Genomic DNA, 20,303 nt, shown 5'->3' with positions numbered 1-20,303 from the left:
TGCGAATGTTGCCCAGCGGCCGGCAGTCTTTGCCGGATGCCGTCGTGCCGCCTCGTTCCACCGGGCTTCGTTTCACAAGAAACAGGCCGGAACACGGAATTCGCGACGCCTCCGGGACTGGCGCGAAGTTTGCTCGGCAGCGCGGGCGATGGACCCTCTCACCCTCGACCGAAAGGCCCACGTCTTGGTAACCGGGGGGGCCGGTTTCATCGGCAGCCATCTCTGTACACGGCTGTTGGCGGATGGGCTTCGCGTGACGATCGGCACGCGGCACCTCGATTCACCGCGAGCCCGCGCCTTGGCGGCGGCCGGGGCGCAGCTCGTTCCGTGGGACGCGGCCCGAGCCGGCGACCAACCGCTGGATCGCACCGGCGCTCGGGCGGACGTCCTGATTCACCTGGCCGCCGATGTCTCGGTCGACGGCCCTGGCCTCAAGGCCACGAACGTCGAGGGCACACGCCGCATGCTCGACCTCGCCGAACGACTCCGAGTTTCGTACGTCATCTACGCGAGCAGCATCGAAGCGCAGGGGCCGGCGGGCGACCAGGAGAACCCGCTGACCGAGACGCAGCCGTGCCGGCCGGTGTCCCCCTATGGGAAGACCAAACTGGACGGGGAGACGCTGGTCGACCAGTGGGCGACGAGCGACAGGCAGGTCCTGATCGTCCGGCTCGGAAACATCTACGGTCCCGGCAGTCCCTGGTTGATCGAACCCTGCCTGACAGCCCTGCTCGGGGCGACGCCGCTCGCGCCCGTGTGGCCCGCGCTCGCGCCGCGCCGCCTCCAGCCGCTCTACGTCGCCGACCTCGTCGAGGCCCTTCTGCGGGCGATCGGGGTACGGCTAACGGGGCTCCACAATATGACCGGCCAAGAGTCGGTGACGGTACACGGTTATCTCGATCGACTGGCCCGGCTCACCGGCCTCTCCCATCAGTTGGAGCGGATCGAGCATTCCGCGCACGAGGAAGCCCCGCGACCGGTCGGTCTCGCTCCGGACTTCGCGTATCTGCTGCTGGGCGGTCCGGACCGCAGCCATCGGGTCTATGACAATACCAAGCTCGAGCGGGCGATCGGCCCCTATGGCCGATGGCCGCTGCTCCGGGGATTGGCGGCAAGCCTCCGCTGGTACGAGGAGAGCGGCAGATTGCCGGCCCTGGTCACCCACCTCCGCACGGGAGCCTTCGCATGCACGTGACGCTGATCTTTCCCGGCATCGCCCTTCCCGGATTCGACAGCTTCAAGAAGCAACGGACGATCGAAGCCAATTTCATCGATCACGGGCTGGCGTCGTTGTCCGCGTCGGCCAAAGCCAAGGGACACACGGTCGATCTCATCGATCTGCGGGCCTTGCGCGACTGGCAGCATTTCCGTGACGAGGTCCGGCGAAGATCCACGCGCGTCTGGGGCCTAACCTCCTGGAGCCTGCATTATCCGGATGTCGTCCGCGCGGTACGCATCCTCAAGGAGGAGCGGGAGGAGGCGGTCGTGATCGTCGGCGGCGTGCACGCGACCGTCCAGACGCAGCAGGTCGCGGCGAATCGGTTGATCGATCACATCATCACGCAAGAGGGGGAGATCAGCTTCGTGCAGCTCTTGGATCGCCTGGCGGCGGGGGAGCCGGCGGAGCGGATCATCATCGGACAAGGTCCCGTGCTGGACGAGATCCCCTGGGTCGACCGGGAGCTGTTCGACATCGCCGGTGAGTTGATGACCCCGATGGCTCCGGGCCTGCCGACGCCGTTCGTGACGACGAATGCGGGCCGGGGATGCCCGTTCAAGTGCAATTTCTGCCAGCCGGCGGAGCGGGCGGTGTTCGGGAACCGCGTCAAGATGCGCAGCCAGCGGAACGTCGTCGACGAGCTTCGGTTCCTCAAGGACCGCTACCGGTTCGCCAGTTGGATGGCGCACGACGATCTGTTCTTCATCAACCACCGCTGGACCCGGGAATTCTGCGCCCAATACCGGGCGGCCGGCTTCACCGATCCGTTCATCTGCCAAATGCGGGTGGATCTCATGTGCCGCTATCCGGACGTGATCAAGGAGATGGCGGAGAGCGGCTTGCGGTGGGCGATGATCGGGTTTGAAAGCGGCAGTCAACGCATCCTCGACCTGTTCGAGAAGGAGACCACGGTGGAGGAGAACCTCAAGGCCGCCGCGCTCTGCAAGGAGTACGGCGTGAGGATCTGGGCCAACGTGATGTTCGGCGCGCCGACCGAGACCCGAGCCGAGGTGATGGAGACGGTCAGGATGGTCTGGAGGATCCGGCCCGACCACCTGAGTACGAGTTTCTTCACGCCGACACCGGGCAGCGGAATGGCCGACGAAGTCGACAAGCGCGGGCTCACGATCGTCGATCCCTACAGCGGCTCCTGCCGGACGCCCACGGCGGCCAAGGTCAAGGACGTCGACTACGAGTGGCTCACGAAGGCCATCGCGCTGGCCTACGAGGGCGGGGCGGAAGAGAAGCTGCTCGCGCTGGGCGCGCTGCCGGAACGGCGCCAGGAGGCGGTATGCGGATCGCGTTGATCAACAGCCCCTCCCTCACCATACGCCCGGTCAGCCGCAGCATGGCCGGAGGTCTCGGCTTCGACGGCGGCGATCAGATGCTGCTCCCGCCGCTCGATCTTGCCATGCTGGCCGCCACCTTGCGGGCGGCCGGCGATTCGGTGGAGATCGTGGACGCCGACCCGCTCGGGCTCGACGCCGCCGGGGTGCTGGCTCGTCTTTCGACGGACGCGTGGGACGCGATCATCGCGACCGTGTCGCTCCCGACCTTGGAGCAGGACGCAGGGTTCCTGGCCGCGCTGCGGCAGCGGCACCCGAACACGACGATCGCCGGCAAGACGTGGGTCCGCGACGACGAGGTGTTGCGTGCGCTCCTCGAATCGAGCGGGGCGCACCTGGTGATTCACGGAGAGGCGGATCTCACGATTCCCGAGATCGTCCGAGGGCGGTCCCGGGCTGGAACCGCGTGGCTCGAGCGGGAACCGGACGGGAAGATCGTCCTCCGTTCCGAGCCCGGCGAGCCGGTCTCGGATTTGAATCGGCTCCCCTGTCCGGCCCGCGATCTCCTGCCGAACGACCGCTATCGCTATCCGCTCCTGGGCGGGCCGGTCGCCACGCTCCAGACCAGTCGCGGCTGTCCTTATCCCTGCGGGTACTACTGTCCCTATCCCCTCGTGGAGGGGGTGAAGTGGCGTGCGCAGACGCCCGAACGGATCGCCGCCGAGCTCAAAGAGGTCGTCGAGCGGTATGGGCTCACGAAGGTCTACTTCCGCGACGCGACCTTCACCTTGAACCAAGCGCGGGTGGTCCGGCTCTGCGAGCTCATCCTGGAGGCCGGCTGGAAGCTGGAATGGGTGTGCGAGACGCGGGTCGACTGTCTCGGCGAGACGGTCCTCGACCACATGAAGCGCGCCGGCTGCGTCGGCATCCTGATCGGGGTGGAAACCGGCGATGAGCAGGTGATGCACCTGCGGGACGGCAAGAAGGGCCTGACCGTACCGAAGCTCGCCCGTGTGAGGGAGAAGACGGCCGAGTTGGGCATCCGACTCCATTTCCTGCTCATCGTCGGGTTGCCGCAAGAAACGCGCGAATCGATCGTGGCCACCTACGACCTCATCCGGCGCCATCAGCCGGATACGATCGGCGTGACGATCATCACGCCGTACCCGGGAACGCCGCTGTACCGGGACGGGCTGCGGGAAGGATGGATCGACTCGCGGCAGTGGCGCGATTACGGGGGACACCAGGTGCCGATGCACACCGCCCATCTGACGGGTGAGGAGCTGATCGCCGGGAAGCGGTTCCTCGAGGATGGGTTTGCGATCATGCAACGGCGGCGGGTGGGCGGCCACTCGCGGCCGCTCGAGGCCTTGGCGGAGCGGCACTACGTCGAGCTGCTCCGGTGGGCCTACCGCCTCGACGGCCTCACCGAGGCCGTCCGGCGGGCTGTGCCTGCGGCGCCTCTCACGACGCGATCGGTTCAGCCGGCGGCCGCCGTCGGTCCCAATGCTGAGAAGGGCGCGGGTGCGAAGCCGCTGATCAGCGTCGTCATGCCGACCTTCAACCGCCGTGCCATCCTGCGTAAGACGCTGCTCGCCTATGCCGCCCAAACCGTCCCGGCCGATCATGTCGAGGTGATCGTGGTCGACGATGGCTCCAGCGACGACACCGTGGCGATGGTGAAGCGGTTCCAGGCGCCCTATCGCCTGCGGCTGCTGACGCAGCGCCATGGCGGGGCGAACGCGGCGCGCAACGAAGGCATCCGTGCGGCCACGGCCCCGCTGGTCCTCATGACCGGGGATGACATGATTCCCGAGCCGGCCTTCCTCGAGGCGCACCTGAAGTTTCATGAGCGGCATCCATCGGACGCTGATGCCATGCTCGGGTTCATCGACTGGTCGCCGGAGCTCTCGGTCACCCCGTTCATGCGCTACATCACGGCGCCGGACGGCGGTCAGCAGTTCGCGTTTCATGAGGTGAAACAGGGGAAGGCCGACTTTCGTCTGTTCTACACGAGCAACGTCTCGGTCAAGCGCCGTCTGTTGCTGGCACAGCCGGTGCTCTTCGACCCGGCGTTCACCTATCCGGCTTATGACGACGTGGAACTGGGCTACCGGCTGGCGAGGCAAGGGATGCAGTTGCATTACAACCCCCTGGCCGTCGTCTGTCACCATCATCCGATGACGCCCGAGGGCTTCGCCGCTCGGCAGCGGAAGGCGGGGCACATGGCGATGATCTTCGCCCGCAAACATCCCGAGCTGACCGATTCGGTGCTCGGAATCGGCGAGATCCTTCGGCGGCCTCCACGGCGGGAGTCGGCGCTCGCGACCCTGCTGGCCGCGATCACCGAGTTGGAGAAGCCGGCCCTTGACGCGCTGAACGCCATCCAGGTGAACGGCCGGGGCTACGGCCAGGTCTATACGCAGGCGGTTCTCCACCCCGTCTACCACGCGCTTCTCGACACCGCCTATGCCCTGGGCGTCCGCGAAGCCGGGGAAGGCCTGGCAGCCGCCTCCCACTCGGGACGCGCCGCGCGCGGGACGGTGTCGATCATCGTGCCGGTGTTCAACAAGGTGGACCTCACCCGTCAGTGCCTCACGCATCTCGCGGCGGCGACGACCGGTGTCGAATACGAGGTGATCGTCGTCGACAATGCCTCGACCGACGACACGCGGGATTTCCTCGAGACGCTCGGCGGGGACGTCCGGGTCCTGCACAACGAGGAGAATCGTGGTTTTGCGGCGGCCTGCAACCAAGGCGCGAGCCTGGCCCGCGGCACGTATCTTGTCTTTCTCAATAATGACACGATTCCGTTGGACGGGTGGCTCTCGCCCTTGGTCGAGGAAGTCGAGCGTCATCCGGACGTCGGCGCCGTCGGGAGCAAGCTGCTCTACGCCGATGGGACGATCCAGCATGCCGGGGTCGTCTTCTCCCGCCTGTTCTTCAGCCCGTTTCATGTGTACCGTCAATTCCCCGCGGATGCTCCGGAGGTCAATCGCCGCCGGGAGTTCCAAGCCGTGACGGCCGCCTGCATGCTCGTGCGCCGGTCTCTGTTCGAATCCGTCGGCGGGTTCGATGAGGGGTATCGCAATGGGTTCGAAGACGTCGATCTCTGCCTGAAGCTCCGCGAGCAGGGAGCCCGGATCGTCTATCAGCCGCAGAGCGTGCTCTATCATCTGGAAAGTCAGACCCCGGGTCGCAAGGATCACGATCGCGAGAACGCCCTGCGCCTGCTGCGCCGCTGGGGGCATCACTGGTGGCTGCCGGACGAGGACCTGGTGACGGTGCCCGACGGCTATGTCTACCGCAGCGTCGATCAGGAAGGCCTGCTGACGAGCCGCCTGGAGCGCCTGAGCGAAGCCGATCGCCCCGTGTGGGAACAGGTGGCGGCGGTGCAGGACGCGGCCCGGCGTCGCGACCTCCCCGGCGTTCAGGCGCGTCTCGCTGAGCCCGAACGCTGGCCCGCCGATCCGAGTGTGCTGCGCTGGGTCGCCCATCTCTGCGGCTGGGCGGGCGTCCCGGGTTCGGCCGAGGCCTTCTGGCGGCGGCTCGTGAAGCTGGAGGACGCGGCCGATGCACGCTGCGCCCTGGCCAAGACGGCCCTCGAAGGCGGCCGGCTGGAAGAAGCACGGGAGCAGCTCGAGCGTGCGCTTGCGACGGGGCCGGATCACGGCGACGCGTGGCTTTTGCGCGGCGTGCTCCTGATGCAAGAGCAGGCGTACGCCGGCGCGGAAGCCGCCTTCTCGCAGGCGATCGCGAGTGGGGCGGATCGGGGCAAGGCGCGGAAAGGGCTCGGGATGGCGGCGATCGGGCAGGGGCACGATGAAGCAGCCTGGGACCATTTCGTTCGGGCGCTCGGCGAGAATCCGGACGATGCCGAAGCGCTGCACTGGCTGTTGCGGGTCGGCTCGGCCACGGCACGCTGGCACGATCTGTTCGAGGCGGTCCGGCGATTCACGGTCAGAAACCCCGGCGATCTCTCCGCACGATACGCGCTGGCCGGCGTCGCCCTTCGCCTGGGACGAAAGGACGACGCGCGAAAGGAATGGGCGGCCATTCGCCTGCTCGATCCTCACTTTGACGGCATCGAGGCACTGACCGCCGCGCTCGACCGCGAGGCCTGCCCGGTCCCACATGGCGGCTGAGCGCGGCCGATCGCTTCTGATTCAGTTGGCCCGACTGGGCGACGTGCTCCAGTCGTTTCCCGCGATCATGGCGCTCAAGGCGCGTGAGCCGTCGGCGGCCATCGACCTGTTGTGCGCGGCGCCGCTCTCCGCGGTCGGCTCCTGGAGCCCGCTCATCGCCCGCGTGCTCCCGTGGGCGGGGCAACAGTGGCGGTCGTGGGGCGAGCAGTGGGACCAGGAACCGGCGCGGACGTGGCGCCGGATGAACGAGTATATGGCCGAGATGCGACCGGAGCGTTACGCCGCCGCCTACAACGTGAACCAGCACGCTCGAGCGGTGCTCGCCGCCCATCTGCTGGCCGACCGCGTGGTCGGAGTCGGAGCGGGCGGCCCCCTCGACCGGGATGGGGGACCGTGGGGCGGGTATCTGCGGCAGGTGGCGGCCGAGCGAGGACCCAACCGGGTCCATTTGGCCGATGCCTTTTGCGGCCTCTGCGGCGTGGTGCCGACGGGCGAGCCGCCGCACCTCGACGTCCCCCGGGCGGCGTTGCCCGAAGATCTGGTCGCCGTCGGCGACGGCGGCACGTGGATTGCCGTCGTGGTCGGGGCGGGGGATGCCGAGCGGCGCCTTCCAATACCGGTGTGGGCCGAGTGGGTCAGAGCCTGTCTGGCGGTCCATGCTGATGCGCGGGTGGTCTTCGTTGGAACCTCGGGTGAGCGCGAGCTGGCTGGCGCCATTCAAGATGCGCTTCCTCCGCTTGCGGTCGGGCGCACGTGGAATGCCGTGGGCCGAACCTCCCTCCGGCAACTGGCGAGTCTCTTGAGCCGATGCGACTGGGTGGTCGGGAGCGATACCGGGCCGCTTCATCTCGGTGCGGCGGTCGGCGCACGAGCCATGGGGTTCTTCAGCGGGCGCGCGCGCGTTCACGAAACCGGGCCGTACGGTCACGGGCATTGGGTCTGGCAGTGCCAGGGCCGGCCGACGTCCTGGCCGGTCCACGCGAGCCTGGCGGTGCTGTCGACGGGGGTGGCGCCCGCGGATGGAAACGGCGACTGGTCGCTGTGGCGGAGCCGGGTGGACCGGTGGGGCGCGTTCTTTGTCGAAGCCGGCCAGGCTCGCGACACGGAGGACACCCGCGAAGCGGTGTGGCGCCGGCTGAGCCCCGGCCTCACCCTGGTCTCATCGTCATGAACCTGTTCGACATGAACCTGGCGGCGCTCAGCCGCGTCGACCCGGATCTCGCGAGCGCCCTCCGGAATGCGGGAGGCGGCGCGCTCTGCTTGAGCCAGGCCCGGAACGGCCTCCCGACCGCAAGCCGCCTGCAGCGCCCGATCCACAGCCTCTATGACCCGGCGAGCGAAGCCTCGGCGTGGGCCGAGTCGATCGCGCCGGACTGCCGGCCGGGAGAGATGATCGTCGTGCTGGGCGTCGGGCTGCTGTATCAGGTCGAGGCGCTGCGCGAGATTATTCCCCGCGACGCGCCGTTGGCCGTCGCCGTGCCCGATCTGCGAGAGCTCCATGATGCCTGTCAGGTGCGGGACTGCTCGGGATGGATCGGATCGATTCGGTGGGTCTACGGCGAGGCGTCGCGGATGGCAGAGCGCCTGAGCGAGGCGGGTCACCGGATTCGCGTGGTGACGTATGCGCCGGCCGCTCAGCACCATGCGGAGGCACACAAGGCCGTGGAAGCCCTCCTTCGGGCCCGCCTCGCGCGGCAGGCCGGTGGACAGCTCCACGTCGCCGTCGTCGGCCCCCTCTACGGCGGCTCGCTGCCCATTGCCCGCTACACGGTCTCAGCCCTCGAGCGGTTGGGACATCGGGTGAGCTGGATCGACCACAGCGTGCATGCCTCCAGCTATGACGCCATGGCGGCCTTGGCCGACCCGCGTCACCGGCTTCTCCTCGAGAGCCGTCTGGCCGATCTGCTCGGTCAGGTGACGTTGGCCCGGCTCGCCGAAGACCCGCCGGACCTCGTGCTCGCCTTGGCGCAAGCCCCGTTGGCGCTGCCGCTGCTGGAGCACCTGCGTCGCAAGCGTTTCCTGACGGCCATATGGTTCGTCGAAAACTTCCGGCACCTCACCTATTGGCAGCAGGTGGCGGCCGGGTACGACTATTGGTTCGTGATCCAGCGGGACGCGTGTGAAGCGGCGCTTCGCCGAGCCGGGGCCCGGGACGTCAGCTATCTTCCGGTCGCCGCGGATCCCGGCGTCCATCGTCCGGTTGTCCTGTCCCCCGACGAGCGGAACCGTTACGGCGCTCAGGTCTCGTTCGTCGGCGCCGGCTACCCAAACCGACGGGCGATCCTGCCGACGTTGATCGGTGGGCCATGGACGGTCAAGGTCTGGGGCAACGAATGGGAGGGAGCCGGCGCGCTCACGGCGGTGCTCCAAGGGAACGGACAGCGGATCGACACGGACGCCTGCGTTAAAGTCTTCAACAGCTCCACGATCAATCTGAATCTGCATTCCTATACCGGGCCCGGACTCGATCCCGAGGCGGACTTCGTGAACCCGCGGACGTTCGAGCTCGCCGCCTGCGGCGCCTTTCAGTTGGTCGATCGGCGGGCTCTGTTGCCCGAGCTCTTCACGGAGCTCGAAGTCGCCACCTTCGAGGCTCCCGAGCATCTCGGAACGGCGGTCGCGCGGTGGCTGGATGACGAGCCGGGGCGGCGACGGCTGACGGAGGCGGCCAGGCGGCGGGTCCTCGCCGAGCATACGTATGAGCACCGGCTGAAGGCGCTCTTGGCGCACGTGGGCATGCGCGAGCCCGACCGTGTCGGGGCCGTCCTGCACGGCGAGCGGTCCGCCGGCACCTTGCTGAAGGCGGCGGGCGATGAGCCGGAGCTCGCAACCCTCCTGAAGAGCCATCCCCCCGGCGAACGATTGGAGCTCAAGCAGGTCGCCGCGCGGATCCGAACGCGCGGTGCGACGAGGACGCTGAGCCGGGAAGAGCTCTTGATCCTCCTGCTCGACGAGTACCGCGGAGAACGCCGGGACCTGCTGTGAAAAGGCGCGTGCTGATCGCCAACATCACGCGGATGGGGGATCTGATCCAGACCATCCCGCTGCTGCACCGGCTGCGCTGGGAATGGCCGGAGGTCGAGGTCGAGCTGGTCGTCGACCGTGCGTTCGTGCAGGCGGCCGCGCTGCTCCCCGGGATTCGGGCGGTCCATGCGTATGATTTTCAAGGCCTGATCGATCAGGCGCGCACCATGGCGAAGGATGTCGTGACCTTGTACCGCGATCTGTCCGCCTGGGTGCGGCCGCTTCAGGCCGCCCGGTACGATCGTGTGATCAATCTCACGTTCAACCGCCGCAGCGGGTTGCTGGCGGCCTTGATCGGTGCACCTGATACCCGCGGGGTCACCGCGACGAGAGACGGCGCCTCCATCGTCCGCAACCCGTGGCTGGCCTATTTTGCCGACCTGCAGTGCTACCGCCGCTTCAACCGGTTCAACCTCGTGGATCTCTATGCGCTGGGCGGCAGCGGTCCCGGCCCCTATGTCCCCTTACGGCTCGCGGCCCGCGACGAGGATGTCGAGTCGGCGTGCCGGTTGCTTCGCGCGTCCTCGGATGCGCGGACGTGGATCGGCGTCCAGGTCGGGGCGAGCGAGGCGATCAAAGCGTGGCGCCCCGAGTTGTACGGCCGCACGATGGCGTCGCTCGCCCGACGAACCGACGCGGCGTTCGTCGTGATCGGCACGGCCGGTGAGGCGGCGGCCGTACGAGAGGCGATCCGGGCGTATCGGGCGGCGGGCGGCCGGGCGCCGCTCTGTGACGCCGTCGGCCGGACCACGCTCGGGCAACTGCTTGCTTTGCTCGCGCAGGTCCGGCTGTTGCTGACCAACGATACCGGCCCCATGCATCTCGGGGTGGGCGCAGGGACGGCCGTGATCGACCTGTCGGTCGGCCATGTCGATTTCCACGAAACGGGTCCGTACGGCTGGGGACATTGGGTGGTCCAGCCGACGCTTGAATGCGCGCCGTGCGGGTTCGATCGGGTCTGTCCGCACCACGCCTGTAAGGATCGGGTGGACCCGGAGGACGTGGCCGCGCTCTGCCTCCATGTCCTCGGGCAAGCGGATTGTCCGGAGGTCTGGACGGGCGCCGCCGTCTACCAATCGGTCGTCGACGAGGACGGGTTGACAAGCTATACGCTGCGGGCCGGCACACCGTCTCAGCCGGACTGGTATGGCGCGTTCTGGCGCCGGTTCTGGTACGAGTCGTTCGCCGGGGCGAGCGCCGTGGCCGGTCCGGCGACGCCGGCACCCGATCGCGACCGGCAACTCCACCTCTATGAACGCGTGACGCCGATCGCCGGCGCTCTCGTCCGCGCCGCGGAGTCACTGGCCGCGCTGTGCCGGCGACGCCCGCTGCCGGTCGCACGCATCCAATCCGCCCAGGCCGGGCTCCTTGAGCTCCGGGAGGAGGCGGTGGCCATGACGCGGGACTCGGCGGCCTTCGGGCCCGTGACGGTCTCGCTGCTGCGCGAGCTGTACAACGGCGACTCGAGCGAGTTGGCCGACATGGCCTCGCAGCAGGCGCAAGCCTATCGCGCGTGGGCGCGTCGCCTGGCGTCGGTTGCGGCGCGTGTGGGGCCGGTCTCGCAGGACAGGCAAGCCGGGCGGGCAACGATCCTGCCGATGGCGGCGTGGTAAGAGAAAGGGGGAGCCATGCAGATCACGGTGGACGAAGAGTCTCTCGACGTGGACGACGGGCTGTCGGTGCTCGAGATCCTGGCTCAGGTGAGCGACCGCGTGCAGGCCGCACGACGGCTGGTCGTGTCGCTGCGGGTCGGCGACTGTTTTCTGACCGACCGGGACTTGACCCCGGGCTTCCTGAGCAAGACCGGTCGAGAGGTGGGCGCGCTGGCGGTCGGGACGCGGGCGATCGCCGACGTGATGGAGGAGGCGGATCAGGCCGCTCGACGATACGGCGCTCTCTTGCATGCCGACGGAAGGCAGCTCCTCCGTGCCTTGCGCGGGGGCCGGGCCGAGGCCGGGCGGCTCGAGCACTGGCTCGTCCGGCTGGCCGATTACGTGGAATGCGCCGGCGGGACCGACCCGGGCCGTACGCAGGTGCCGGTGCTCGTTGAGTGGCTCGCCAAGCTGTTGGATGCCCATGCCGCGGCCGATCCCGTCACCGTCACGGATCTGCTCGAGCATGAAGTGCTCCCGCGGCTCCCATCGTAATCGGGGCCGTTGGTGTCCGTTGCTCCGTGTTGGCGCCGTGCGTGGAGCCGTCTCCGCCATCCTCAAGTCAGGTCGTGGGCGAACCGATAAGGCAACAGCGGTGAACGGGCGTCGGCCGACGCAGCTGCGAACCCGTTCAGCCGCACCCCTCAGCACGGATGCCGGGGGCCGCTCGGTTACTCACTTCCCTCAAGGAGGACGTCATGGGTTTGATCGTCAATACCAACGTCGCGTCGCTGTCCGCGCAGCGGAACTTGACCGTCAGCACCGGATCGCTGGAGCGGTCGGTGGAGCGCCTGTCGTCCGGTCTCCGCATCACGCGGGCCGCAGACGACGCCGCGGGGCTGGGCGTGTCGGAAACGTTGCGGGCGCACATCCGCAGCATCAACCAGGCGGTGCGGAACTCGAACGACGGCATCAGCTTGACGCAGATCGCCGACGGCGCGGCGCAAACCATCGGCAACCTGCTGTCTCGGCTGCGCGAGCTGGCGTCGCAATCCGCCAACGGCACGGTCGGCTCCACGGAGCGGTCCTACTTGGACCAGGAATTCGTCGCCTTGCGATCGGAAATCGACCGGATTGCGGCGGTGACGGAGTTCAACGGGACGCCGCTGCTGAGCGGAGCGAGCAACAGCTTCACGATCCAGGTCGGCTACAAGAGCGGGTCGAACAACACCCTGACCTTGAGCCTGCGGGACTTGGACGTCGGCTCGATCGGCCTCAGCTCCGTCAACGTCTCGACGGCCGCCAATGCCCAGAGCGCGTTGTCGAACATCGACAGCGCGATCAGCGCGGTGGCCACGGCCCGAGCCGATTACGGCTCGTATCAGAACCGGTTCGAGGCGACGATCGCGAGTCTCCAGATCACGAGCGAGAACTTCTCGGCAGCAGAGTCACGCATCCGTGACGCGGACATCGCCTATGAGACGTCGGTGTTCACCAAGAACCAGATTCTCGTCCAATCGGGCATCGCGATTCTGGCTCAGGCGAACTCGTTGCCTCAACAGGCGTTGACGCTCCTGAAGTAGGGGCCGCGCACCGCCCGCCCTCCCGCCGAGCGGGAGGGCTTGGGCGGCGCCGGGCGGCGGCCGCGGCCTCCAGATGTAGACCCGCGTGCACCGTGAAGGCCATGAAGCAGACGTCGATCGGTCCGGCCGTGCGGGTGACGGGGCTGCGAAACGGGAGACCGTGCGCCAATTCCTTGGACGGAGTGGGCCATGATTCATGACGTGACGGGAGGAGCGGCGCAGCCGACGGCGGGGCTTCACGACCCCGGCGTGGCGAAAGGGAAAGCGCCCGCGAGCCCGGCGGCTCCGGTAGTTCCCGCCCCGACCGCGGAAGAGCGGGTCCGCTTGGAGGACGCGGTGGCGAAAGTGCGCGACGCGTTCGAGCACTTGGAGTCGGAGCTGAAAATCGAAATCGATCCCGACGTGCACCGGGTGGTGGTCAAGGTGTTGAACGAGCGGACCGGCGAATTGATCCGGCAGATTCCCGCCGAGGAGCTGCTGGAAATCGCCAAGCGTGTGGAGGCCTCACAGGCTCTGCTCCTCACCAAGAGGACGTGACATGCAGTCGATCAGTTTCGGCGGATTGGGCAACGGCATCGATTTTCAAACGGTCGTCTCGCAGTTGGTCGATCTCCAGCGGCTCCCGATCGACCGCTTGTCGGACAAGAAAAAGGTCCTTCAGGACCGCCTGACGGACTACAAGACGCTCGGCACGGACCTGCTGTCCCTGCAAAGCGCCGCCCGCAAGCTGCGCCGCTCGACCGATTTCGATCGGACCTCCGCCTCCGTCAGCGACGACGACATCCTGACCGCGACCGGCGGCTTCTCGGCCGCCCCGGGCACCTACACCGTCCGCATCACCCAGTTGGCGACGTCTCATCAGGTGGCGAGCAAAGCCGCCAAGACCGTGGCCAGCACGACGGACGACATCGTCGCCGGGGCATCCGCCATGTTTACCTTCACCGTGGGCGGGGGGGCGGCTCAGACCGTCACGCTGGGGGACACGGCCACGCTCGAGGATCTGAAGACCGCCATCAACGATTTGGGCGCGGGGGTCAGCGCCTCGATCTTGAATACCGGCACGGACGATGCCCCCGCCTATCGGCTGGTGCTCACGGGCACGAGCACCGGGGCTTCGAACGCCATTGCGGTGACGGCCGATACGACGACCTTGGATTTCGTGAACAGCTCGGGCACCGGCGGAGTCGATACGCTCCAAGCCGCGCAGGACGCCATCGTGTCGATCGGCGATCCGGCCGCCAACCCCGTCACGGTCCAACGCAGCACGAACACGATCACCGATGCGATCGCGGGGGTGACGCTCTCGTTGAAGAGCACGACAGCCGCCGGATCGACGGCGACGGTGTCGGTGAGCCGGGATACGGCGTCGCTGAAGACGGACATCACCGCGCTCGTCGACGCGTACAACAAGATCGTGAAGTTCATCAACGAACGAAACACCTACGATACCGAAACCAAGAAGCGGGGTCTGTTCTTTGCCGAAGGGACGGCCAAGACGGTGTTGAGCCGGCTCCGGACGGCGCTGTCCGATGAAGTGGCGGGTCTCTCCGAGCTGTCTTCACTGGGTGCCCTGGGGGTCAAGACGGAACGGGACGGCACGATTACCGTGGATGCCGCCGCGCTCGAGAAGGCGTTGAACGAGAATTACACGGGAGTCAAGAACCTGTTCATCGGGCAAACCAACAGCACCGGCCTCGCCCAGCGCATCTACGACGCCGTCGACGGGCTCGACGACGTCGAGTACGGGGCGCTGACCTTGCGGCAGGACAGCCTGACCGACGAGATCGACGATCTGACCGACGACATCCGGCGCAAGGAAGATGCCGTCGCCGAATACGAGGACCGCCTGAAGCGTCAATACGCCGCCCTGGATGCGCTGCTGAGGCGTTTGCAGGGCCAACTCGATTATCTCAAGGCGCAGGAGTAACCACGAACGACCATGCAGGACGGAATCCAGCAGTACCGGCGCACTCAGGTCATGACCGCCTCCGAAGTCCAGCTCATCGTGCTGCTGTACGACGGCGCCATTCACGCGATCGAATTGGCGCGCGACGGCATGCTGCGCAACGACTATGCCGACAAGGCCCGGTTCCTTGGACGGGCCGTCGCCATTATCAGCGAGTTATCGGACGTCCTGGATCTGGAACGCGGGAAGGAGATCGCGCTGTCGTTGCGGCGCCTCTACGACTACATGCTCCAGGAGTTGACGCAGGCGAACGTCCGGCACGACGTGCGGTGCTTGGACGGGCCGGCGCGCTGCCTCACGGTCCTGCGGGAAGCGTGGCACACCTTGGCGGAACAGGGCGCCGTGACGGCGGTCGTCGGAGGATGAGCGGCATCCCGGCGCCCTGGGAACAGGCGGCTGCTTCGATGACCGAGCAGGCGTTGCAAGCGGCCGAAGAGGGACGGTGGGACGCCGTCCAAGTCTGTTATGAGCGACGGGAAGAGCTGTTGTCCCCCGCCCCTCCGTCACCCGCGGTCGCGGCCCGCCTCCATCGTCTCGATCGAATGATCTTCGACAAGGTGAAGATCGCGCAGGTGGCGGTGGAACGGATTCTGACGGAAGTGGCAGCGACACGACGCAATCTCCTCAGGCTACGCGCTCCCTCGACACGGGGGACCGACCTGCCGCATCGCCTCGACAGGCATCTGTAGCACTCCGTCATGCCCATTCAGCTCAGCCATCTCCATCACGTCCTGCGGACTTATCAGGCGGTGCTTCGCCTCGGTGACGAAGGCCCTCCGGTTCCTCCTCACCAAAAGTCGCCAGACGATCCGGTGTCCATTTCGGTCGAGGCGCGCAAGCGCGCGCAGAGCCCCGTTGATCCTCCGCCCGACATCCCGGCGGCTTCCTAGCCCTCGTCCACCAGACTCCATCCTAGAGAATCCATCCTGCTGATCCGTCTCGGCAAAAGCTGCCTAGCTGCTGGATTGTTCATTCAGCCCGCGACCATTCGCCGCATCGGCAGGAGAAGGCACCCGGTGGTATTTGGAATCGACGGACGGATGGGGTCGTTTGCCAACCGATTTGAATGGTCTCTGCGCCGTCTCAGTACCCAAGGACGAGCCCATGGGCCGGCTTGAAGCCTATGCCGGCTGAAGGCGCGCGGGCTGGCAGGCTCCTTGCTTGGCCCTCGTGTGGCGGACGGGAGATTATGACAGGCAGAGGTGAGGAAGGAACCACGCGCGTCATCCTGAAAGCTCCGAAAGGGGCAGCCGGTGGAGAGATCTATCAGCGGGTGGTCGGGGCGGGATACGACTGCCAGATCGTCGAAACCGATGACGACGTCCTGACGGCCGCCGGAACGAACGGTATGGCCGCCTGTGTATTCCACCTGAGCACACTGAGCGCAGACGATGCCCGCCTCGTCGATCTCCTTCAAGAGTTACGACGGCGGCACAGCGACAGTTGCTTGTTGGCCGTCGGACCCGATATCGGCGCCGAAGCCGTGTCCGCGTTGCTGAGAAGCGGGCTCTTCGATTATCTGGTCTTTCCCGTTGCACCCGGTCGTCTCGAGCAGGCGTTGGAACAAGGCCTGGAGATCCGCCGTTCGTTTCTTCGCGTTCAGACGTTATCGGAACGCCTTCGGGCCTCCCATCTCGAGCTGGCGCGCGAGCGGGATGCCTTGCGCCGCTGGAATCAAGATTTGATCCGTTTGAACGAGCTGGCACAGGACATTGCGGGCACGCATGAGGCGGACCACATGGTCGAGCTCGCGAGCGACCGGTTGGACGCGATCGTGCCGTTCGAGGTGTTGGGCGTGTGCTGGCAGGAGCCGGCGGGCATCTGGATCAAATCCCCCGTCACACCGACGCTGGATTCGGTACACGACATGCGACACGCGCTGCTGGCGCTCGGGGCCGGTCAGACGGTCTCCGGTCGATGGCGCCGAGACCCTGACGCCGGGGTGGACGGCCCATCCGCCGCCGTTCTTGAAATCCCGCTGATGGCCGGCCACGCGATCGCGGGATGGTTGCGACTGGTCCGTGGCGCGGGCGGGGAGTTCGACGGCCGCGAGCGGGAGATCCTCACCGCGGTCTCGAGGTCGTTGGCCCTCGGGCTCAAGAATGCCGCGGCCCATCGCGCGCTCGGCGAGCTGGCGCGACGGGATGGGCTCACGAATGTGCTCAATCGTCGGGCCTTCGATTCGATGCTTGCGCATGAGTTGAAGGCGGCCGCCCGCTATCGGTCGCCTCTCTGCCTCCTGCTGGTCGATGTCGATCACTTCAAGGCCGTCAACGACCGATTCGGGCATCCGGCCGGCGACGCGCTGCTCCGCCAGGTCGCACAGCTCTTGACCGACTCCTTGCGAAGCGTCGATCTCGTGGCCCGTTACGGCGGCGAGGAGTTCGGGATCATTCTGCCGAGAACCTCGCGGGCCGCCGCCGGTGCCTTGGCGCAACGCATTCTCGACCGCATCGCTCGGCAGGTGTTCGTGATCCAAGGCGCCACGCTGCGCTTGACGGTCAGCATCGGACTGGCCGCCATGTCTGAAGCCGCCCCCTGTGTCTCGGCGCAGCTCATCAGCTGGGCCGACAAGGCCCTCTACGAGGCGAAGGCGGCGGGACGGAACCGCGTCGTCTGTTATGCCGAAGACGCCCTACCGGTGAGCGCGCCATGAAGCCTCCGGAACGTCGAGCGATCGCGGAGGAGCCATGGCCTCGATGATCCCCCCATTCATCGACGAGCGACGGGAATGGCTGCGGGTGGATGATCGCTTGCTGCTCGATTATCGGGTGATCGGCGAGGCGGGCGGCTATGGTCCTCCGGCCGCCGATGAGGCGCTCGATGCCGCCATCACCACGTTCATCACGAAGCCGACGGTCGATTTGCTGAGCCACGGGCATCCGACCGAGGCCGTGAGCCTGCTGGTTCCGTGGTTGAAGAAGATCGACTGGGTGCTCGAGGTCGTCCTGCAGCAGCTTGCCCACCGAAACCCGGGGGGCATGACGCTTCCCAGGCTGACGCAGGTCAACCTCAGCGGCGGAGGAATCAGTTTTCCCGCCTCACGCCCGCTCGAACAGGGAAGCGAATTGTCGATTCGATTGATCCTGCCGCCATTTACCGCCATCGAATCCAGGGCCGAGGTGACGCGCGTGGACCCCGCGGACGCAGAAGGACGCTGGTGGGTCGGCGCCCGATTCGTCGGGATGCAGCAAGACGACCACGAGCACCTGATTCGTCACATTCTCCACGTACAAGCCGAACGGCTGCGTACGCGTCACTTGGGCGTCGGCGTGAGCGGAAGCTGATCCTCACGTTCGGACGGGTCCACCCGAGGACCGGCCAGGACCTCGAACAGCGCCGTCCCGATCCGCTCAAAAGCCAGACCGGCCGGCGAGCGAGGGGCGGCGTCCACCACAGGCAGGTACGACCGAACGGAGTGTTCGACCGCTGGGTCATCGGGAATTTCTCCCAGCAGCATCAGCTCTCCCCCGACGTAGTGGCGCAGCAACTTCCGGAGCTGGAGCGTGTTGATCCTCGACCGTGGTGTCACCCGGTTCAAGATCAGATGCGGCCGGAAGCTCTCGATCGTCTCCTTCGCCAGACCCTGTGCCCCGGGATCGCTCCTGCCGGCCGCCGCCAGCACCTCCTCCACGCTCGAGAAGTCCTTGTCCGAGAGCGCCTCGGCCGCCGGATCCTTCGCCAGGAAGCGGGAGAGGACGCGACGAATCGACGCGAGCTTGACGAATCGATACAGATCGAGGACGGACGTGGGGTCGGGGGTGGCGACCGTGACGTGATGGTCCGCCATCAAGAAGAAATCCAGGGCGTGATAGTTGGTCCCGGCCCCGACATCCACGAGCAACACATCGGCTTCGATCTGCCGCAAGTGACGGATGAGTCGCTTCTTCTTGGCGTACGAGATGTTGGCCGTCGCGAGCGTGTCCCCCGTGCCGGGGATCAACCGCAGGTGCGGTGCGTTTGGGACCGGCTGGGCCAACTCGGTCACCGTCTCGACCCGTTTGGCAAGAAAATCGGTGAGCGTCGCCGGTGGGTGAAGCATGCCGAGCAGGATGTGCAGATCGGCCCCGCCCACATCCAGGTCGACGAGGACGACCCGGAGCCCACGGCGAGCGAGAACCAGGCCAAGATTGCCGACGACGATACTTTTGCCCACTCCACCCTTGCCCGATGCCACCGAGACGATCGAGGCCATGCTCTGCTCTCACCTCCGCTGCGCGCGGCCGCGCAGTGAGTTGCAAACGTGCGGCGCTGGGATGCGCTCAGGACCCACGTGGAGAGAAGCAACTCTTCTGCCGCTCCCGAACTCCGGCCTCGGCATGGCCGGTTCAAGTTTTCCGGCGCACCCTCCGATATTGCAGTCGACATGAACGACACGGTCCTGACAGCAACCACCAATGACGTGAGCGGCCAGATGATGGAGACGGAGATCTTGACGGTTGGAGAGGTGGCCCGCTTCCTGCGGGTGCCGAAGTCCACGGTGTACAAGCTCGCGCGCCTCGGGGACCTGCCGGCATCCAAGGTCGGGAAGCACTGGCGATTCCTGAGGCAAGACGTCCAGCGGTGGATCTCGTGCCGGGCGGGTCGGACGTAGGTGCAGAACCAGAAGGGGGATCGGCCGAGCCCGCGTCCCGGTGCAGCACCCATGCATCTCGATATGCCGACATTCGTGAGCTTACGCGACTACATCTACGAGCGGACCGGGCTGTTCTTTCCGGACAGCAAGAAATATGTCCTGGAAAACCGGCTCCAGGCGCGGCTCCGCGAGCGGAAGTGCGGATCGTACGAGGAGTACTTCCGGTTGTTGAAGTTCGATACCTGGCGGGATCAAGAGTTGAACGCGGTCTTCGACCTCGTCACCACGAACGAGACGTTCTTCTATCGGGACCAGGCGCAGCTTCAGGCGTTCTTGGAGGTGGTCCTTCCGTCCGTGCTCGAGGCCAACGCCGGTTCCTGCCGCCTCAGGCTGTGGAGCGCGGCGTGTTCCACGGGCGACGAACCGTACACGTTGGCGATCATGTTGCTCGAACAGCCCGCCGTCGCGAACTGGTCGATCGAGATTCTGGCGAGCGACATCAGCGAATCCGCCTTGCAGGCGGCGCAATCCGGCGTCTATGCGCCGTACTCGGTACGGAACGTCCCCCCGGGGCTGCTCAACCGGTACTTCCGCAAAGAGAACGGGCACTACGTGCTCGAGGACAAGGTGAAACAGCAGGTCCGGTTCACGCATATGAATCTGTACGACACGGCCCGGATGAAGATGGTGCGGGGGATGGACGTGATTTTCTGCCGCAACTGTCTCATTTACTTCGATGACAAAGCGAAACAGAAGATCATCGGGAACCTGTCGGATGCGCTTCGTCCCGGCGGGTATTTCGTGATCGGGTTTTCGGAGTCGCTGCACGGCGTCTCCAACGCCTTCACGCCGGTCTATGCCAATCGCTCGGTCGTCTATCGGAAGGTGTAACGGCCCCCGCCGTACGCCGAA

Annotated in this window: 17 protein-coding genes; 16 read left to right on the top strand and 1 reads right to left on the bottom strand. The window is 66.7% G+C overall.

Annotated features, from left to right (window positions below; all coding sequences use genetic code 11):
• Positions 1-148: 148 nt before the first annotated feature.
• The 14 genes from ACWHYV_RS13640 to ACWHYV_RS13575 all read left to right on the top strand — a co-directional run bounded on the left by ACWHYV_RS13640 (position 149) and on the right by ACWHYV_RS13575 (position 18,102).
• Positions 149-1,195 (top strand): NAD-dependent epimerase/dehydratase family protein, encoded by a 1,047-nt coding sequence (locus ACWHYV_RS13640; protein ID WP_447977040.1) that lies wholly within the window; start codon positions 149-151, stop codon positions 1,193-1,195.
• Positions 1,186-2,526 carry a B12-binding domain-containing radical SAM protein gene (locus tag ACWHYV_RS13635; protein ID WP_447977039.1) on the top strand — a complete coding sequence of 447 codons (1,341 nt, stop codon included), beginning with the start codon at positions 1,186-1,188 and terminating at the stop codon, positions 2,524-2,526. The genes ACWHYV_RS13640 and ACWHYV_RS13635 overlap by 10 nt, the downstream gene beginning before the upstream one ends.
• Complete coding sequence (locus ACWHYV_RS13630) at positions 2,511-6,650, top strand: glycosyltransferase (RefSeq protein WP_447977038.1); 4,140 nt, start codon at positions 2,511-2,513, stop codon at positions 6,648-6,650. Before ACWHYV_RS13635 ends, ACWHYV_RS13630 begins: the two co-directional genes overlap by 16 nt.
• Positions 6,640-7,821 (top strand): glycosyltransferase family 9 protein, encoded by a 1,182-nt coding sequence (locus ACWHYV_RS13625; protein ID WP_447977037.1) that lies wholly within the window; start codon positions 6,640-6,642, stop codon positions 7,819-7,821. Before ACWHYV_RS13630 ends, ACWHYV_RS13625 begins: the two co-directional genes overlap by 11 nt.
• Positions 7,818-9,635, top strand: coding sequence for a CgeB family protein (locus ACWHYV_RS13620; protein WP_447977036.1), 1,818 nt, complete (start codon positions 7,818-7,820; stop codon positions 9,633-9,635). Before ACWHYV_RS13625 ends, ACWHYV_RS13620 begins: the two co-directional genes overlap by 4 nt.
• Positions 9,632-11,287, top strand: a complete 1,656-nt coding sequence (locus tag ACWHYV_RS13615) for a glycosyltransferase family 9 protein (RefSeq protein ID WP_447977035.1) — start codon at positions 9,632-9,634, stop codon at positions 11,285-11,287. The genes ACWHYV_RS13620 and ACWHYV_RS13615 overlap by 4 nt, the downstream gene beginning before the upstream one ends.
• A gap of 15 nt (positions 11,288-11,302) precedes the next feature.
• Complete coding sequence (locus ACWHYV_RS13610; RefSeq protein ID WP_447977034.1) at positions 11,303-11,821, top strand: hypothetical protein; 519 nt, start codon at positions 11,303-11,305, stop codon at positions 11,819-11,821.
• Positions 11,822-12,024: 203 nt separating this feature from the next.
• Entirely contained in the window at positions 12,025-12,849 is an 825-nt protein-coding gene (locus tag ACWHYV_RS13605; RefSeq protein WP_447977033.1) for a flagellin N-terminal helical domain-containing protein, read from the top strand.
• A 189-nt stretch (positions 12,850-13,038) separates the two neighbouring features.
• Positions 13,039-13,386, top strand: coding sequence for a flagellar protein FlaG (locus tag ACWHYV_RS13600; protein WP_447977032.1), 348 nt, complete (start codon positions 13,039-13,041; stop codon positions 13,384-13,386).
• A 1-nt stretch (position 13,387) separates the two neighbouring features.
• The gene (gene fliD, locus ACWHYV_RS13595; protein WP_447977031.1) at positions 13,388-14,776 is read left to right on the top strand and encodes a flagellar filament capping protein FliD; all 1,389 of its coding nucleotides are present in this window, start codon (positions 13,388-13,390) and stop codon (positions 14,774-14,776) included.
• A 12-nt stretch (positions 14,777-14,788) separates the two neighbouring features.
• Entirely contained in the window at positions 14,789-15,181 is a 393-nt protein-coding gene (fliS, locus tag ACWHYV_RS13590) for a flagellar export chaperone FliS (RefSeq protein WP_447977030.1), read from the top strand.
• The gene (locus ACWHYV_RS13585; RefSeq protein WP_447977029.1) at positions 15,178-15,504 is read left to right on the top strand and encodes a hypothetical protein; all 327 of its coding nucleotides are present in this window, start codon (positions 15,178-15,180) and stop codon (positions 15,502-15,504) included. Before fliS ends, ACWHYV_RS13585 begins: the two co-directional genes overlap by 4 nt.
• Before the next feature lie 500 nt (positions 15,505-16,004).
• Positions 16,005-17,471 carry a GGDEF domain-containing response regulator gene (locus ACWHYV_RS13580; RefSeq protein WP_447977028.1) on the top strand — a complete coding sequence of 489 codons (1,467 nt, stop codon included), beginning with the start codon at positions 16,005-16,007 and terminating at the stop codon, positions 17,469-17,471.
• Between the two features lie 34 nt (positions 17,472-17,505).
• Entirely contained in the window at positions 17,506-18,102 is a 597-nt protein-coding gene (locus ACWHYV_RS13575; RefSeq protein ID WP_447977027.1) for a PilZ domain-containing protein, read from the top strand.
• On the opposite strand, the gene ACWHYV_RS13570 is transcribed toward ACWHYV_RS13575, so the two are convergent.
• Positions 18,072-19,010 carry a P-loop NTPase gene (locus ACWHYV_RS13570; RefSeq protein WP_447977026.1) on the bottom strand — a complete coding sequence of 313 codons (939 nt, stop codon included), beginning with the start codon at positions 19,008-19,010 and terminating at the stop codon, positions 18,072-18,074. The genes ACWHYV_RS13575 and ACWHYV_RS13570 overlap by 31 nt on opposite strands.
• Positions 19,011-19,181: 171 nt before the next feature.
• Here ACWHYV_RS13570 and ACWHYV_RS13565 point away from each other — a divergent pair, with 171 nt between their 5' ends.
• Complete coding sequence (locus tag ACWHYV_RS13565; RefSeq protein ID WP_447977025.1) at positions 19,182-19,409, top strand: helix-turn-helix domain-containing protein; 228 nt, start codon at positions 19,182-19,184, stop codon at positions 19,407-19,409.
• A 63-nt stretch (positions 19,410-19,472) separates the two neighbouring features.
• Positions 19,473-20,282, top strand: a complete 810-nt coding sequence (locus tag ACWHYV_RS13560) for a CheR family methyltransferase (protein ID WP_447977024.1) — start codon at positions 19,473-19,475, stop codon at positions 20,280-20,282.
• The last annotated feature ends 21 nt before the right edge of the window (positions 20,283-20,303 follow it).

The organism is Candidatus Nitrospira bockiana (assembly GCF_965152565.1).
This window is presented reverse-complemented; position numbering and strand designations above follow the sequence as displayed.

Excerpts from the sequence above, each read along its gene's own strand:
- ACWHYV_RS13620 (WP_447977036.1), top strand. The coding sequence starts at position 7,818 with ATGAACCTGTTCGACATGAACCTGGCGGCGCTCAGCCGCGTCGACCCG.
- ACWHYV_RS13565 (WP_447977025.1), top strand. The coding sequence starts at position 19,182 with ATGAACGACACGGTCCTGACAGCAACCACCAATGACGTGAGCGGCCAG.
- ACWHYV_RS13640 (WP_447977040.1), top strand. The coding sequence starts at position 149 with ATGGACCCTCTCACCCTCGACCGAAAGGCCCACGTCTTGGTAACCGGG.
- ACWHYV_RS13610 (WP_447977034.1), top strand. The coding sequence starts at position 11,303 with ATGCAGATCACGGTGGACGAAGAGTCTCTCGACGTGGACGACGGGCTG.
- ACWHYV_RS13560 (WP_447977024.1), top strand. The coding sequence starts at position 19,473 with ATGCCGACATTCGTGAGCTTACGCGACTACATCTACGAGCGGACCGGG.
- ACWHYV_RS13635 (WP_447977039.1), top strand. The coding sequence starts at position 1,186 with ATGCACGTGACGCTGATCTTTCCCGGCATCGCCCTTCCCGGATTCGAC.
- ACWHYV_RS13580 (WP_447977028.1), top strand. The coding sequence starts at position 16,005 with ATGACAGGCAGAGGTGAGGAAGGAACCACGCGCGTCATCCTGAAAGCT.
- ACWHYV_RS13630 (WP_447977038.1), top strand. The coding sequence starts at position 2,511 with ATGCGGATCGCGTTGATCAACAGCCCCTCCCTCACCATACGCCCGGTC.
- ACWHYV_RS13605 (WP_447977033.1), top strand. The coding sequence starts at position 12,025 with ATGGGTTTGATCGTCAATACCAACGTCGCGTCGCTGTCCGCGCAGCGG.
- ACWHYV_RS13625 (WP_447977037.1), top strand. The coding sequence starts at position 6,640 with ATGGCGGCTGAGCGCGGCCGATCGCTTCTGATTCAGTTGGCCCGACTG.
- ACWHYV_RS13600 (WP_447977032.1), top strand. The coding sequence starts at position 13,039 with ATGATTCATGACGTGACGGGAGGAGCGGCGCAGCCGACGGCGGGGCTT.
- ACWHYV_RS13575 (WP_447977027.1), top strand. The coding sequence starts at position 17,506 with ATGGCCTCGATGATCCCCCCATTCATCGACGAGCGACGGGAATGGCTG.
- ACWHYV_RS13585 (WP_447977029.1), top strand. The coding sequence starts at position 15,178 with ATGAGCGGCATCCCGGCGCCCTGGGAACAGGCGGCTGCTTCGATGACC.
- fliD (WP_447977031.1), top strand. The coding sequence starts at position 13,388 with ATGCAGTCGATCAGTTTCGGCGGATTGGGCAACGGCATCGATTTTCAA.
- fliS (WP_447977030.1), top strand. The coding sequence starts at position 14,789 with ATGCAGGACGGAATCCAGCAGTACCGGCGCACTCAGGTCATGACCGCC.
- ACWHYV_RS13570 (WP_447977026.1), bottom strand. The coding sequence starts at position 19,010 with ATGGCCTCGATCGTCTCGGTGGCATCGGGCAAGGGTGGAGTGGGCAAA.